This window comes from Anabaena sp. TISTR 8404, from assembly GCF_056847745.1.
The window spans coordinates 3524421-3539538 of record NZ_CP180578.1 but is presented as its reverse complement, the minus strand read 5'-3'; the positions used below and the strand labels follow the sequence as shown (position 1 = coordinate 3539538).

Below are 15118 nucleotides of genomic sequence, written 5' to 3'. Positions count from 1 at the left end.
TTAGCTTGAAATTAAATCAGAGTTACAGTAGATGCTGATAAATTTGACTTCGACTTTATTTGCACTCAAAGAATGGTCTGTGGCGATAAATGCTTTGGAAAGTGGCAAAACCATCATGTTGCTGCGTAAAGGTGGCATTCACGAGAAAAATGGCCGTTTCCAAGTTGCCCATGAGCAAGTTTTACTTTATCCAACTTTTGAACATCAACAGCCATTCCTGCTAAAATCAGAATATGCTGGACTCGTCTATCCAGTAACTCCTGGTTGGCATCCAGAAACGATTCGCATCGGTAGTTGGGCTGCAATCACAGATATTTTGCCAATTAGTGAGGAGTCTACTGTTAACGCTTTACTCCCCTTTCATATCTGGAATGAATATTTTATTAGCGATCGCTTGAAATGGAAACCGCGTCAGCCGTTGTATATTCTGCTGTTAAGGACTTATAAACTACCGAAGGTTCAAGAAATCTCTTATCTTCCGCAATATGGTGGTTGCAAATCATGGATTGATTTAGCGCAACCAATTAATATCCAAGGTGCAACACCTGTTTTGTCTGATTCTGACTACGCAGAAATCGTCAAGGAAATTCGCGCGATTATTAATGATCAGTTTTATGTGCCATCGCTGTGAATATCAGTGCTGATCAGCATTTGATTCGTCAACTCAAAAAATATTTTGAGCGAATTCAGTATAAGGAGATAAGAAAATTTTACTGGTGTGACTAGCAAAACAAATCATTTGTTATCCAGCTATCCGTCAAAAAAGTAACTCTTGTTACATACATTAGCAAAAACCGCAGATACGATGAGAAAAATCTTGCCCTCATAACCAGCGAAGTATCGTTAAAAGGCGTTATATGAACGCGCCTGTAAGCAATGCTGAATCATTACCAGTCTCGGAGTGAAAGATATTGAGTCATCAACAGCTTTTTTGTACAAAATCCCCAATACATGGCACTTTTAACCAAGATCAGGAATTGGGGATGGCGTAATTTTGTAGTGCTGCATCTGCAAAAATGGTCGAGATGCTCTATCTATTGGCTTAAGTAATTTTACTAAGCCAATTTGTAGATAAATGGACACATACTAGGGAAATAAAAAATTATCCCACAAGGGTGATGCAGGGCTTGACAAAAGTCTGTGATTATGCAAAGTTAACTAAACACGAAGGAGTTTACCATGCATCGACAAATGTGCTGGTTATCTAAGTCTGGTGACGATGGCGAGAAAGTTTTGTATTTGCAAGTTGAAGCAAATAAAGGTTGGCGACCCTACACAGCTTATCCGCAATTCGCAGTACCCGATTATCAAATTCCTGGTGGCTCTAAAGGTTGGGCAACTTATCAAAAACTCTTGAAGGCTGGCTGGACATTAGTACCCAGCGCCAGAGCAAATGAGTTTGGTACTCAAGTTCAATACTCAGAATCAATAGCGCAAAATCAATAGTTGCAATTAGATAATTTAGTTCTCAAGCATTTTAACAATCCCTAAAAACGGCAGTGTTGCGTCAGTAAGTGATGTCTGTCTACCAGCCTCTAGGTGAACCTTCACCGCGAGGATCGGCGGCGGCTTCTAAGTTGCCATCTGCTGTAACTGTGATCGCGTTAGCATTACCCCAAGGAGTTTTTTCTTCCTTGATGTTGTGTCCACGGCGGCGTAAGTCTTGCAGAGTTAAAGCATCCAAACCCCAAGGTTCGACGCGCAACTCATCAGGAAGCCACTGATCATGTATGCGTGGGACTGAGACAGCTGCACCAACGTCCATATTGTATTCCAGCACATTGAGAATCACTTGCAAAACCTGAGTGATGATCGTGCTACCACCAGGGGCCCCCACTGCCATTCGGAGGTGATTATTTTCTGTAACGATTGTCGGAGTCATACTCGACAGCGGAGTTTTGCGGGGTGCGATCGCATTCGCTTCATTGCCAACTAATCCAAAAGCGTTAGGTACTCCTGGCGCACTGGCAAAATCATCCATCTCGTTATTGAGTAAAATTCCTGTTCCTGGTGTCACCACACCAGCACCAAAACCAAGATTAATTGTAAAAGTCAGGCTAACAGCGTTGCGTTGTTCATCCACAACGCAAAGATGACTGGTTTCTGGAGATTCGTAGCGAGTGGCTTGCAATCGTAATGATTTGTTAGGTAGGGGAACTATTTGATTACTCACTTGGCCAAAACGTTTAAGCGTTTCTGGCGCTACTGGCTTGATTTGGGTTGCAGGTTTCGCTATATCCAGATTAATTTCTTGACGGCGCTGTTTGGCATAAGCTGGGCTAATTAGCGCTTGTACAGGCACTTTGACAAAATCAGGATCACCTAAATATTGTGAGCGATCTGCATAGGCAATTTTCATCGCTTCTGCCATTAAATGTAAAGCATTGGGATGATGCCATCCCCAAGATTTCAAATCACTGTCACCGATAATATTTAAAATCTGCAATAGATGAACGCCACCCGATGACGGTGGTGGCATTGAACAAACTTTAGCTTGGTGAAAACTACCGCAAAGAGGAGTTCGCCAGATGGGTTTGTATGCCTTCAGGTCTTCTAGAGTAATTAGACCATTATTTTGGGCCATATCTGAAGCGATCGCACGGGCAATTTTGCCAGTATAAAAACTTTGGGGATTCTCGGCAATGCTTTCTAAAGTGCGTGCTAAGTCCCGTTGCACTAATCTTTCTCCAGGCTGATAAAATTCGCCTTTTCGGGTAAATATGGCACTAGCGGCGGAATTCTTGAGAATTACTGGCTTGCGGTTTTCGTAAGCTGGAATTGAACGCCAAGTTAGCTGATTACTCAGGATAAAGCCATTTTTAGCCAGCGCGATCGCAGGTTTGACAACTTCTTTCCAAGGCAACTTACCATAACGGCGATGCACCTCATACATCCCCGCCACTGTTCCTGGTGTCGCCACAGCTAAATATCCATTCACACTTGCATTCGGACGCACCTTACCTGCTGCATCTAAATACATATTTCTTGTGGCTTTGATAGGTGCGCGTTCCCGAAAATCTAACGCTTTCATCTCGCCAGTTTTTTTTGAATGCAGCAGTAAAAATCCACCGCCACCAATTCCTGCTGAAAAAGGCTCAACGACAGATATTGCAAAAGTTGTAGCGACTGCTGCATCCACAGCATTACCACCTTTACGTAACATTGCTAGTCCCGCTTCACTCGCCAAGGGATGCGCAGATACTACCATCCCCTTTTTGCTGCGTAGGGGTAAGGTGGTAGTGGCTGATGCAACTTGACTGTAACAGAGAATGCTAAGGGAAAAGACAGTAAATACAACCTGTTTAGGTTTAGCAAAGATAGGCATTTTTATACTGTTGTATATTGATATGTTTTAGCCTATCGCTTGACCACGCAATTATTTATTGGAATTTGCATAGATAAAGAACTTATACAATAACTCTCTATTATTTTCTTAACTTTTGCTCATTAGTTGATAGTCTCAATAAGTTAGATTTCTACTGAATTTTGTCAGCGTATCACGAAACAAGATTGATGTAATAGCTTTTATTTATACAAATAACAAATCAAAAAAAATCTTGTTATATCAAGCTACTTACCATATTATAACTGTTGTTTAAGCGTTTTTCAGGCGGTTTATTTGTGAAACCGTAATCATTCTGTAATTTTTCCATACATCTACCCCAGCAAGGAAAGCTTGTCGATGATACTTCCAGTGAAGAGTAATTTCGCTAAACGCTGCCGAATTTCAGCCTTGGCCTGTGCCATTGCGACTGCAAGCATAGGTCTTGATTTCATAGCAACCAAATCAGCTGCCCAAGCTCAACTTCTCCCAGTAATTTGCCCCGTAGGATCGGAGACAGCGACCTATAACCCACTGCTGACGAACCAAGTGCAAAATACTACAGTCACGGTGCAAGGTTCTGTAGGTCAATGCATCGGCGCTCAACCAATTAGCTCAGGTACTTATAACTTTACGTTTACAGGCCCACTCTCCTGTAACAACATCGGGATTTTCCCAGCATATTCAGTTACATACAATTGGAACACTGGGCAGTCTAGCCAAGTAAACTACACTTTTACTTCTAGCAATCTGATTAATGGTTCAGTGATTCTGACTTCTACAGGAACAGTCGTGAATGGACTTTTCCAAGGTAGAACAGTACAGAGAACCATAGCACTTTTGGCAACTGATGTTACAGCTTGCTCTGCTCAGGGTCTCTTTAGCATTGGAGGCCCCCAAACACTGACTATTTTAGGGTTGCTGTGATCAAATGGTTTTAGCTTACCGAGTTCAAGCCAAAGATAATAACAGTTAAGAAATTTAGTAAACTCAGATTCCTGATTTTTTAAAATTCGGGAATTTTATTTTTGTGATCGCCTACAAAAAAATATAAAAGAATTTATGAGGTTTACAGATATCAAAATTAAGAACTTTTGCTAACTACAACAAAGCCGCGTGTTTTACCTGAAACTATATCCTTGGTATTCATAGCTTTCCATAAATCTGCGGCTTTCACCCACACTGGCGGATATTTATAACGAGAAACATCCATAATCAAAAATCTATCTGTTTGCTCATTGTAGGCAGCAATGGGTGAAATATGTCCACCTTTTTCTTGACCAATTTCTTTACGTAAATAGTTAACTATAACGAAGTTTTTAGGTTGCTTCAAATTTTCCGATACTAGCTTACGAAACTGTTCTAAATTAGTATCAGCCGCATGGTAAACCTTAACTTGGACATCATAACTAGCAATTAATCCGCCTAATTGATCTAAAGTCAAACCTTGACGCGCAACAACTTCAGGTGTAATTACCTTTTTAGTTTTTTCATTGCTAAAAAAGTTTTCTTGAGTAAATACTCTATAGGGAGAATATTGTGGTGATTCTGGTGCAAGTATTTCTAAACTATTCAATACCATTACACTACTAGCAACGCCACAAAAGGCTTGATTATTTTGAGTTACAAACTGCATACTCAAAGAAAAGAAATCTTCTCTTGAGCGACTTTGAATTAATAGCTTTTCTCCTTCATCTGAATTAAAGCCAATTAAGTTATTTGAGAGAGGTAGTGTTTGAGAAACAACAGTTCCGCTTGAAACACAAAACCAGATAATTGCAGCCTTAACAGTTGTTGCAAAAGTTTTGCGTACCTTAATATTCATAACTTCTCCATATAAAAACTTTGCGCCTTTGCGCCTTTGCGTGAGATTAAACCCTTCGCCTTACGAAACTCACGCACAACTTCCTTAATATCTCGTAATTCGCCTTCAACTAAATAATTTAACTGCCGCATTTCATCTGCGGAAACTTTACCAGAAAGTTGAGCGATCGCCTGTCTTAAATCAGGATACTTATTTAATGTTTCTTGCCGTACAATTGGCGTAGCTTCATAAGGTGGAAAATATTGTTTATCATCCTTCAATACAGCTAAACCCAAACGAGAAATTTGCCCATCAGTAGAATTTCCCGCCACCATGTCTACTTGCTTTTGTACCAAAGCCCGATATATTAAACCCAAGTCCATAATTTGCGGTGGTTTAGAAAAGCGCAAATTGTAAGTTTTCGCTAACCCCGAAAAGCCATCTTCTCTCTCTAAAAATTCGTAGCCAAACCCGCCGCGCCATTTGGGTGTATATTGTGTAGCCTGAGATAAGGTTTGAAGATTGTATTTCTTCGCATCTTCGCCGCGAATTACCATTGCAAATGTATTTTCAAAGCCCAAGCTTGGCATAACTTCCAGCTTAAATTGTTGGGCGTAGGCTTGTTTTAGTTTCTCGTAAACTTCCTTTGGATCATTCAAAGATTTTTGTTTAAGAATTCCGGTAAAAGCTGTGCCTGTATACTCAATATAAGCATCAATCTTGCCAGCAAGAATAGCATTATGACAAACAAAAGAACCACCTAAACGAGGACGACGGGCAACTTTAAGTTTAGTTGTTGATTCGATTTGTTGGGCTAACAGTTCACCTAAAATATCTTGTTCCGTAAAATCTTTAGAAGCTACAACAATATCGCCAGTCGTATTATTTGAATTGGGGTTACAAGCTGCGATCGCAACTACTAAAGCAAAAGTTAAAATGAAAAATATCAAAAATCTTTTCATTACTTTTCACTTTTAATTTTTAATCTTGTTTCCAACAACCCAATTAGCAAATCTGCGAGTAAGGCAATTAACGCGGCTGGTACTGCCCCAGCTAAAATTAACTCATTATTCACCACAGCAATTCCGCGAAAAATAAACACACCTAACCCACTAGCACCAATAGCAGCAGCAATAGTGGCAATGCCGATAGCTATAACTGTGGCGACTCTTACCCCAGCCAAAATTATACTCATTGCTAAGGGAATTTCTACTTGTAACAACAATTGTTTATCAGTCATGCCCATACCTCTGCCAGCTTCAATAATTGCTTTGTCTACACTAGTAATACCTGTGTAAGTGTTACGAATTATCGGCAGAAAAGAATATAAAGTTAAAGCCACAATTGCCGGGACAACACCAATACCACCAATTACAGGTACAGGAATTAGTAAACCAAATAGCGCCAAACTAGGAATAGTTTGCAATACATTAGCAATACCCAGAATTGGTTGACGCAGGCGAGTTTGACGCGTGATTAAAATTCCTAAAGGAATGCCAATAAGCGTGGCAATTGTAATAGCAATGCCTACCAAGAATAAATGTTCCAGCGTGTGCTGTAAAATTTCTGGGGCATACTTAATCAAGAAAAAATCTTTCATAAATTGTCTTGCAGAGAACGCAGACATTGAAGAAAAGCGAGACTTTCTGGATGTTGCGATCGCAGAAATTCCTCTTTTGTACCCAATACTACCAGTTCTCCGTCATACATTAAACCAATTCTCGACGCTAAAACAAAAGCTTCTTGGATATCGTGTGTCACAAAAACCACTGTCTTACCGAGTTCTTGCTGTAACCGCCGAAACTCCTGTTGCAATTCCAAACGCGTGATGGGATCAAGTGCGCCGAAGGGTTCATCCATCAACAAAACTGGCGGATCTGCTGCTAAAGCCCTCGCTACGCCTACCCTTTGCCTTTGTCCACCTGAAAGTTCATGGGGATAACGCCCAGCAAATTGTACGGGATCTAAACCTACTAAATGCAATAATTCATAAACTCGTGTTTTGATTTGTTTCGGTTTCCAACCTTCTAAACTGGGGACTAAACCAACATTGCGTTCTACAGTGAAATGAGGAAATAAACCAGTTTCTTGAATTACATAACCAATCTTACGCCGTAGTTTAATTTCATCCCATTGATTTGTAGAAATGCTGTCAAATATTACTTCACCTTTTGTCGGAGTAAAGAGGCGATTAATTAATTTCATTGTGGTAGTTTTGCCACTCCCACTGCGTCCAAGTAATATTAAAGCTTCTCCTTGATAGATAGAGAAGTTAAGATTAGATACTAAATTGCGATGGTTGCGGCTAAAGCTGACATCGCGGAATTCAACAGCAATTTGACGATTTTGCGACATGGTTGACTGTTGTAGACTGACTTTTAGTTATTATTGCTGATTTTGCTAGTAAGTCAAATTTAATTTAGCCTGAGCGATTTCTAATCGCGGCTACAAAAACAAAACCCGCCTTTGCGGGTTATTTTATAAAGTCTACATAGGTAGACTTAGTTTGTGTAGTTGCGAATTTTATTCACACAATCATCAATTAATTTCCTGCCAGCAATGCTTTAGTGGCAGACTCTCCTGCTTTTTTCAACTTTCGACTCAGTTGAGACGCTAAAAATCCTAAAATAGCAAAATGTCCTAAAATTGCTAAGAAAGGAACCCATGCTAATTTGTAGTCTCCTGTAGGAGATAAAGCTAATATTGGTGCAACTATTGAAAATAGCCACATAAAAGAATTGTTACCAGGATTAGAGAAGAATAGAGCTAAGATGATAGGTGGCAATACAATAACGGCAGTTAAAACCCCCGTTGCCCATAATTGTCGTTGTTCATTTTTTGTGAACAAAATAAACTGGGTTAATGCTGCGTAAATTACTGCCAAACTTCCAGCGAAAAACAGCGCCATCCAAGAATTAATTTTATTCTCTACGCTGACTTGTGAGACCAAAACAAAGAAGCTTAAGGCAGTAACAGAAATTACCGCATTAATTGCGATCGCTAAAATTCCGGGACTTTTTTCACCCCAAATTAAATCATTAATTAAACTAGTGTGTCCTAATCCTTTGGTATAAGAAAAGTGTCTATATCTTGCCCAATCTTGCAGCGTTTGGTAGCTAGGATTAAGGGCTGCAATTAAATATAAAAACAGTCCCAAAGTCAAAACCATTAAAAGTGCTAAATTTTCTTGAATTATAGAAGTACTGGGTGACTGATTAAAGACTAAATCTTGCCAATTAGCACATCCTAAAATAATGACTGTAAAGCAAATAGTTAGTAAATAACTCTGCTTTTTATTCAACATAGTCGCATTGGGATCACGAAAGCAACGCTGTAAAGATTGCCAAATAAAGTATGCACCTACAAAGTAAACTGCTATAGCAAAGCAAGCTGTAGTAATAAAATTCTCTCCTAAAGGTAGAATATACCAATAAAAGTCTATAAATTGCGGAATGCTTTTGGTAAATTCAGCATTAATTTCCGGGTATGGAATTAAGAAATAGGGGTTAAGTATTCCAAGAAAGGTAACTGGATTATTTGCCGAAAAATTCGGTGCGATCGCTTGCTTAGTAAATATGAGATAACCTAATAATGCGCCACTACCTAACCAAGCTTGAAACCCAACCAACCAAGAACCGACTAAGCCAAATAATAATGCAGCACTGTAGTAAACAAAACTAGCAGCTATTACGATTGCATAAAAACTCAAAATTGAACTTAAAGGAAGTGTTGCATTCAAACCTGACCATAAATGTAAAGGTAATGCTAATATTACAGCAACATAAATTAAAGCTGGAACACCTAACATTTTTCCCCATAAAATACTCTGTGGTGATTGGGGACTAAGGCGAATAAAATTGAGTGTATCATGCCGTTCTTCAGTAGCTAAATCATGAATCAGTAAATAAGTTCCTGCTGCTAATAATCCAAAGCAAGCAATAATACTCAGCCAAGAAAATATATCAAACCACCACAATTGCCAATTAATAATAGCTTCACCCGATCCATCAGTGAGGCATTGCGGCAAGCTATATTGTGTTTCACCTGTACAATATTTATTAGGATTGTCTTGCAATACACTCAGACGTGTTGGTAGCTGGGTTCGGAATGACATAAATAGTATAAATTGACCCAGCAGTGATATGGCAGATACTAATATGATGTTGCGTGTTTTAATTCGCCCTTTGAGTTCCCGAAATAACTGAGGATTCCAGTTTCCTAAGCGGTCTATCAAACTTTGTATCATTGTTAATTCTCCAAATATTTCTTCATTTCATACTTCATACTTTATACTTCAGCCTTTTGCTACTAGCGTCCTGATAACAATGCTTTTGTAGCAGACTCACCAGCTAATTTCACCTGATTTGTTAAATGTAAATTTAACAATGCTAAAACAGTTAACTCACTTAAAAGTGACATAAAAACTGTTGTTGTTGCTGAGTGTTCTAGCGCCATCCAAGGAAAACTTGAAAATAACCAAAATAAAGAATTTGTTTGCGGTGAAATTCTCAGCGTACTAAAGATTATCAGTGGTAAAAATATCACTATAGCTATAGTTGCGATCGCCCATAACGCCCGCTTGGGAGTTTTAAGTAATAGCATTCTCTGTGCTATGGTGGCGTAAATCATAGTAAGGGTGATAAACATAGCTATTCCTAAAATAGCTTTCATTCTGCCAATCTTGTTCACCCAGTCGATGCTGTTGTTATGTTGAATATTCAAAGCTGGTGCAATCACAATCCAAACTAGTAATGGGATAGTAATCATAATTAAACTAATCCCAATTGTTATTATTACAGGACTTTTATCATTCCATATTAAATCTCGCCATAAAGATTTCTTCCCAAAAGTATTATGGCTAGGTGTTTGTTGATGGTGATATCTTGCCCAATCTTGTATTTGTTGTCTGTGAGGAGACAAAATTACTAACAAGCAAGTTAGTAAAACTACGTTAAATAATACAAACCAGACGAAATTTTGACTAATTTGATAATTCATGTCATAATAACAGACTCCTAGGTTATATCTCTGGTAATTTGGGCAATAATTTTTTGTATATTGCAGAGTAAATCCCCACAAAATTACTTGAGAGCAAGCCACGAATAAGTAACTCTGACCTTTACTTAGTAGTGTTGCATTAGGATTACGAAAGCGCCGTTTTAGTGCTTGCCAAATCCAGTATGAACCAACAGCATAATTAAATAAATGTAATCCTAGAAATGCGAAGACACTTGTTCCTAATGGTAAATAGAAAAACTGTACTTCCTTCAGCGATGGATTAACTCTATTAAATAGATTGGGAAACAGATATTTCGTCATCTCAAAAGGACTTAATAGCCTTAGCCAAGCTGCTGTATTGTGAAGGTCTACAGTAGAAAATGCAAATTGCATTGTAGTTATCAAAAATAAGATGACTGCACCACTAGCTAACCAAGGCTGAAAGCTACTAAATCGTTTACTCATTAAGCCAAATAATAATGTGGCACTGTAAAAAAAGAAACAACAAGCAGCTAGAAAAATATAAAAGCTGAAAATGTAACTTAATGCGATTTTCGCAGAAATTCCTGACCAGATATGTAAAGGAACCGCAGCCAGAGTCATCAAATAAATGATAATTGGAACTCCGAGCATTTTTCCAGTTAAGATACTGATTTCTGACTGAGGGCTGAGGCGAATAAAATTCAGAGTATCGCGACGTTCTTCTTGCGCTAAATTATTGACGAGTAAATATGTACCTGCTACTAAAAGCGTGAATATAAAAACTACACAAAGTGTAAGAAATATATATTCCCAATGGTCTCGCCACCACATCTGAAAGTTGATTTCAGATGTGGGACAGTCTTGCTGATATAAAGTGAAATCTAAATTTTTTCGTTTTAATTCTAGAGATTTTAATTGGTCTTTGAAATCATCAATTTTTGTGAAATTATAATTATTTTTACTGTTATATAAGTTAATTTTTTGCTGAACTTGAGCTATGAGTTTATCAAGTGATTCTAATTCCTGTCGATAACCTTTATTCAGATTACAGTAATCACCATTCATAGGATATTTATGACTAGGATATTGCCCAATCTGATAGAGAAAAAGTCCCAATTGACCAACTAGTGAAATAGCAAAGGCAAATATCACATTAAAAGCTTTCAGGCGACCTTTAATTTCTCGAAGAAGCTGTGGATTCCAGTCGCCGATTTTGTCTAAAAGATTGAGATACATATGGTAATTTGTTGTAATTTGTCAGGATGCTTGTTTATGACCTAACTTGAGAAAAATAGTTTCTAAGTCTTCTTGCGTGCAATGAAAATCAGTGACAGGAATACCAGCTTGAATGAGCGATCGCAACAATTCAGCACAAGCTGCTTGATCACCAGAAAAATTCACGCGCACGTTGTTATTTCCTGGTAAGATTTCCCATTCTTCTACCAAAGGATGATTTTTCAATTCGCTAATAACTGCTTCTGTTTTTCCCAAAGTTGACAACATAATTTGTTGTCTAGACAAACGCTGATAAAGTTGTTTTAGTGAAGCACTTTCTACCAAAAAACCCAGTTCCATAATTCCCACAGAAGTACATAGTTCCGCTAAATCGCTAAGAACATGGGAAGAAATTAAAATTGTCATCCCAGCTTCTTGCAATGCTTTGATAATTTCGCGGAACTGCATCCTCGCAATCGGATCAAGGCCAGAAACAGGTTCATCTAATAAAAGTAAAATTGGCTCGTGAATAATAGTTCGCGCTAAACTTAGCCGCTGTTTCATCCCCCGTGACAGAGTAGAAATTAAACTGTTGCGTTTATTACCCAGTTGAATGAGTTCTAAAACTTCGTGTAGACGTTGAGTGCGGCGTGGTTCTCGCAAACGATACAAACGAGCAAAATAATCTAGATAATCCCAGACTGTCAAATCTTCATACAGAGGATAGTCATCGGGTAAGTAGCCAAGACGACGCTTGATAGTGGGGTTACTCTTGTCACGTACCATGCGATCGCCATTAATATAAATCTCACCCGTTGTTGGCTCCTCAGCAGTTGCTAACATTCGGATGAGAGTCGTTTTACCCGCGCCATTCGGCCCTATTAGTCCGTATACTTCACCTGCTTGGATCTCTAAATCAACGTCATTAACGGCTACATATCGCTCAAATTGCTTAGTTAAACCACAGGTGCGAATTGCTAATTCTTTTACCATAGCTGCTAGAGTACGGTGGTTGATTACACACTAACCTAGCCTCTTTCTACAGATGTTGTCAGGCTCGTTTCGGAAATTGAAACTGATTTTATGTTAAGTCTTAATTTAAAGTAATTAATTATACATTAAATTGTTAAGTAAAAATATTTTGGTTAAAAAATATTTGTTAATAATCTAACAAAGCAGGTAAGGTATATCAAACCTTACCTGTTGGTTATTTTTTAGTTTCCTATTGAGAAAAACTATGTTAAATAAAGCTTAGACAATTTTAGGAGACGGAATCATAGGTTTTGTTCCATCTCCTACTGAAGTGCTAAACGCATAGCGTTGTTCCGGAACAGGATAACCAGCCTCGCCAAAGGTTTCACGAATAGCTTTATTTGTGTCGAAGTAAACCTGCCAGTAATTTTCATTATTGCAATAAGGACGCACCGCTAACACTGGCCCTGCTAAATTAAAGGTCATAATCTCAACATCTGGTGCAGGATCATCTAATACATTGGGAATTTGGCTAATTCTAGTTTTTAAACGAGCGATCGCATCATTATGATTAACATCATGATGCAGTTGCGCTAGTAAATCAACTCGACGGTAAGGATTAGCAGAGAAATTCTGAATATTATCAGAAAATATTTTATTATTAGCAACAATTGTCATCACATTATCAAGCGTGTTAATAGTTGTTGTAAATAATCCTATTTCTGTAACTGTTCCGGTCACGCCTCCAGCCGAGATTAAATCACCAACTTTAAAGGGACGAAAAATAATTAAAAAAGCCCCAGCCGCAAAGTTAGCTAACAGTCCACCCCAAGCTGCACCAATTGCGATACCAACTGCGGCTAACAATGCTGCAAAAGAAGTTGTTTCAATACCGAAAAAGCCAAGAATTGCCACTACCAAAACAACTCTTAGCGTTACGGCAATAATATTAATCAGATAGTTAATCAGCGTTGGTTCAACGTGTTGGCTGCGGAAACCTCTTCGTAATAGCTTTAACCCAAAGTCAATCAATCTCTGCGCGATAATCCATAGAAGAATCGCACCAATAATTTTCAAGCCAAACTGTGTTAAAAGTGCAAGGGCAACTCGACCGATTTCATTTAAATTCATAATTTTTTATCTGTTTGTGCAGTTAGCAGAAAATAGGACAAAATTTGCCCAAATGATTTTTGATTTTTAGTACTTGCCATAATAGTTTGAAGATTCAATCTAATACCCTACCTCATTCCAAAGTAGTGTTTATAAATTCTGCCTTTTGATAGACAGATGATAAATCAAACAAGGTGTGTAAAGTTGAATATAAACACGCTGGATAGGCATTTTTCTATTGTTTACTCAGCGAATGTCTTGTCTGCTATCTATCCTAGTTGTAATAGTTTCTGGGTATAATTATTTAAAATATTGCTGAGCAAGTATTAATTAATGCTGTTATAGCAGTACTAAATTATTGTTGAATAGCAAGATACCCGACTTCTCAAAGAAACCAGGTATCTGAGCCTCTCAATTTTTACATACAAGCTTTTAATCAACTTTAAAAACGTAATAAAAAAGTAGGTAAATCACATAAAATACCTACTTTGCTACGAATATTCTATTTTTTGAAAAAATTTAGTTGAATAGCACCAAGTTAACTCATCAACGAGGCAGATGAGATAGCAGATTGTCCATCATCTGGTGTGCCATTTGCAGATTGACTACTAAATGCATAGCGTTGTTCAGGAATAGGATAACCAGCTTCACCGAATACCTCACGAATGGCTTTATTAGTGTCAAAATAAACTTGCCAGTAGTGTTCATTATTGCAGTAGGGACGTACTGCTAATACTGGCCCTGCTAGATTAAATGTGATAATTTCAACATCTGGCGCAGGATGATTGATAACATTAGGAATTTGACTGATTCTAGTTTTTAAACGAGCGATCGCATCATTATGATTTACATCATGATGCAGTTGTGCCAGCAAATCAACCCGACGATAAGGATTAGCAGAGAAATTCTGGATATTGTCAGCAAAAATCTTATTATTGGCGACAATTGTTAAAACATTATCCGGTGTGTTGATATTAGTAGTAAACAGTCCAATTTCTGTAACTGTTCCTGTGACACCTGCGGCTGTAATAAAGTCGCCAACTTTAAACGGTCGAAACACAATTAAAAATGCACCAGCGGCGAAGTTAGCCAATAGTCCACCCCAAGCTGCACCAATTGCTACACCTGCTGCTGCTAATAATGCCGCAAACGATGTTGTTTCAATGCCGAAAAAGCCAAGAATTGCAACAACTAAAACAATTCTTAACGTTACGGAAATAATATTGAGCAGGTAGTTGATGAGAGTTGGCTCAACATTTTGGCTGCGGAAAGCCCGTCGGATTAACTTCAGTCCAAAATCAATCAATCGCTGTGCAATAATCCAAAGCGCGATCGCACCAAGAATTTTCAGTCCAAAAGTCGTTAACAATGCAACGGCAACTTGTCCAATTTGATTAAAATTCATAAACTTTTTTATTTTTGGCTATTTTGATCCAAAACATACAAGAAACAAAGCCAAAAACGCCGATTATCAGATATTTTTTAATCTTTGGATAGATGCGAGATCGCACATTTCAAAGTTAATTATAGTTCGCTAATTAGTACAAATGTTACCAAATTAACTAAGTGCGGATTTTCCGGTTAATGTGTAATTTACAGCTTTTCTAGTTTTCACCTTGCTTCTATTGTTTTTTTCATTGCCTGAATTTCAGCATGAAAGCTTCCATAGGTACATCTTGCTCGGTATGATATTTAATCTGCAAGCATTTACCTAA

13 protein-coding genes are annotated in these 15118 nt (G+C 38.1%); 3 read left to right on the top strand and 10 right to left on the bottom strand.

The annotated features are described in order from the left end of the window. Positions 1-31 precede the first annotated feature (31 nt). Positions 32-631: a DUF1802 family protein gene (locus ACMX3D_RS15335; RefSeq protein WP_482746762.1), complete on the top strand. Its 600-nt coding sequence runs from the start codon at positions 32-34 to the stop codon at positions 629-631. A gap of 548 nt (positions 632-1179) precedes the next feature. Next, complete coding sequence (locus tag ACMX3D_RS15330) at positions 1180-1446, top strand: hypothetical protein (RefSeq protein WP_482746761.1); 267 nt, start codon at positions 1180-1182, stop codon at positions 1444-1446. 79 nt (positions 1447-1525) lie between these two features. Here the strand turns inward: ACMX3D_RS15330 and ggt are convergent, their stop codons facing one another. Next, positions 1526-3325, bottom strand: a complete 1800-nt coding sequence (ggt, locus tag ACMX3D_RS15325; protein WP_482746760.1) for a gamma-glutamyltransferase — start codon at positions 3323-3325, stop codon at positions 1526-1528. Between the two features lie 546 nt (positions 3326-3871). Between ggt and ACMX3D_RS15320 the strand changes: the two genes are divergently transcribed. Beyond that, positions 3872-4249 (top strand): hypothetical protein, encoded by a 378-nt coding sequence (locus ACMX3D_RS15320; protein WP_482746759.1) that lies wholly within the window; start codon positions 3872-3874, stop codon positions 4247-4249. 157 nt (positions 4250-4406) lie between these two features. On the opposite strand, the gene ACMX3D_RS15315 is transcribed toward ACMX3D_RS15320, so the two are convergent. The 9 genes from ACMX3D_RS15315 to ACMX3D_RS15275 all read right to left on the bottom strand — a co-directional run bounded on the left by ACMX3D_RS15315 (position 4407) and on the right by ACMX3D_RS15275 (position 14808). Then, on the bottom strand, positions 4407-5147 hold the full coding sequence (locus ACMX3D_RS15315; RefSeq protein WP_482746758.1) for a phytochelatin synthase family protein: 741 nt from the start codon (positions 5145-5147) through the stop codon (positions 4407-4409). Next, complete coding sequence (locus tag ACMX3D_RS15310) at positions 5144-6088, bottom strand: glycine betaine ABC transporter substrate-binding protein (RefSeq protein ID WP_482752249.1); 945 nt, start codon at positions 6086-6088, stop codon at positions 5144-5146. The genes ACMX3D_RS15315 and ACMX3D_RS15310 overlap by 4 nt, the downstream gene beginning before the upstream one ends. Then, positions 6088-6726, bottom strand: a complete 639-nt coding sequence (locus ACMX3D_RS15305) for an ABC transporter permease (protein WP_482752248.1) — start codon at positions 6724-6726, stop codon at positions 6088-6090. Before ACMX3D_RS15305 ends, ACMX3D_RS15310 begins: the two co-directional genes overlap by 1 nt. After that, positions 6723-7481, bottom strand: a complete 759-nt coding sequence (locus ACMX3D_RS15300) for an ATP-binding cassette domain-containing protein (RefSeq protein WP_482752247.1) — start codon at positions 7479-7481, stop codon at positions 6723-6725. The genes ACMX3D_RS15305 and ACMX3D_RS15300 overlap by 4 nt, the downstream gene beginning before the upstream one ends. Positions 7482-7668: 187 nt before the next feature. Continuing rightward, on the bottom strand, positions 7669-9372 hold the full coding sequence (locus ACMX3D_RS15295; protein ID WP_482752246.1) for a hypothetical protein: 1704 nt from the start codon (positions 9370-9372) through the stop codon (positions 7669-7671). 62 nt (positions 9373-9434) lie between these two features. Continuing rightward, positions 9435-11342 carry an ABC transporter permease gene (locus ACMX3D_RS15290; protein ID WP_482752245.1) on the bottom strand — a complete coding sequence of 636 codons (1908 nt, stop codon included), beginning with the start codon at positions 11340-11342 and terminating at the stop codon, positions 9435-9437. Positions 11343-11363: 21 nt separating this feature from the next. Next, complete coding sequence (locus tag ACMX3D_RS15285) at positions 11364-12314, bottom strand: ABC transporter ATP-binding protein (RefSeq protein WP_482752244.1); 951 nt, start codon at positions 12312-12314, stop codon at positions 11364-11366. Between the two features lie 258 nt (positions 12315-12572). After that, positions 12573-13424 carry a mechanosensitive ion channel family protein gene (locus ACMX3D_RS15280; protein WP_482752243.1) on the bottom strand — a complete coding sequence of 284 codons (852 nt, stop codon included), beginning with the start codon at positions 13422-13424 and terminating at the stop codon, positions 12573-12575. A gap of 517 nt (positions 13425-13941) precedes the next feature. Further along, a complete protein-coding gene (locus ACMX3D_RS15275; protein ID WP_482752242.1) occupies positions 13942-14808 on the bottom strand; it encodes a mechanosensitive ion channel family protein in 867 nt (288 codons plus the stop codon). Positions 14809-15118: the final 310 nt, after the last annotated feature.

Excerpts from the sequence above, each read along its gene's own strand:
- ACMX3D_RS15335 (WP_482746762.1), top strand. The coding sequence starts at position 32 with ATGCTGATAAATTTGACTTCGACTTTATTTGCACTCAAAGAATGGTCT.
- ACMX3D_RS15330 (WP_482746761.1), top strand. The coding sequence starts at position 1,180 with ATGCATCGACAAATGTGCTGGTTATCTAAGTCTGGTGACGATGGCGAG.
- ggt (WP_482746760.1), bottom strand. The coding sequence starts at position 3,325 with ATGCCTATCTTTGCTAAACCTAAACAGGTTGTATTTACTGTCTTTTCC.
- ACMX3D_RS15315 (WP_482746758.1), bottom strand. The coding sequence starts at position 5,147 with ATGAATATTAAGGTACGCAAAACTTTTGCAACAACTGTTAAGGCTGCA.
- ACMX3D_RS15310 (WP_482752249.1), bottom strand. The coding sequence starts at position 6,088 with ATGAAAAGATTTTTGATATTTTTCATTTTAACTTTTGCTTTAGTAGTT.
- ACMX3D_RS15305 (WP_482752248.1), bottom strand. The coding sequence starts at position 6,726 with ATGAAAGATTTTTTCTTGATTAAGTATGCCCCAGAAATTTTACAGCAC.
- ACMX3D_RS15300 (WP_482752247.1), bottom strand. The coding sequence starts at position 7,481 with ATGTCGCAAAATCGTCAAATTGCTGTTGAATTCCGCGATGTCAGCTTT.
- ACMX3D_RS15295 (WP_482752246.1), bottom strand. The coding sequence starts at position 9,372 with ATGATACAAAGTTTGATAGACCGCTTAGGAAACTGGAATCCTCAGTTA.
- ACMX3D_RS15290 (WP_482752245.1), bottom strand. The coding sequence starts at position 11,342 with ATGTATCTCAATCTTTTAGACAAAATCGGCGACTGGAATCCACAGCTT.
- ACMX3D_RS15285 (WP_482752244.1), bottom strand. The coding sequence starts at position 12,314 with ATGGTAAAAGAATTAGCAATTCGCACCTGTGGTTTAACTAAGCAATTT.
- ACMX3D_RS15280 (WP_482752243.1), bottom strand. The coding sequence starts at position 13,424 with ATGAATTTAAATGAAATCGGTCGAGTTGCCCTTGCACTTTTAACACAG.
- ACMX3D_RS15275 (WP_482752242.1), bottom strand. The coding sequence starts at position 14,808 with ATGAATTTTAATCAAATTGGACAAGTTGCCGTTGCATTGTTAACGACT.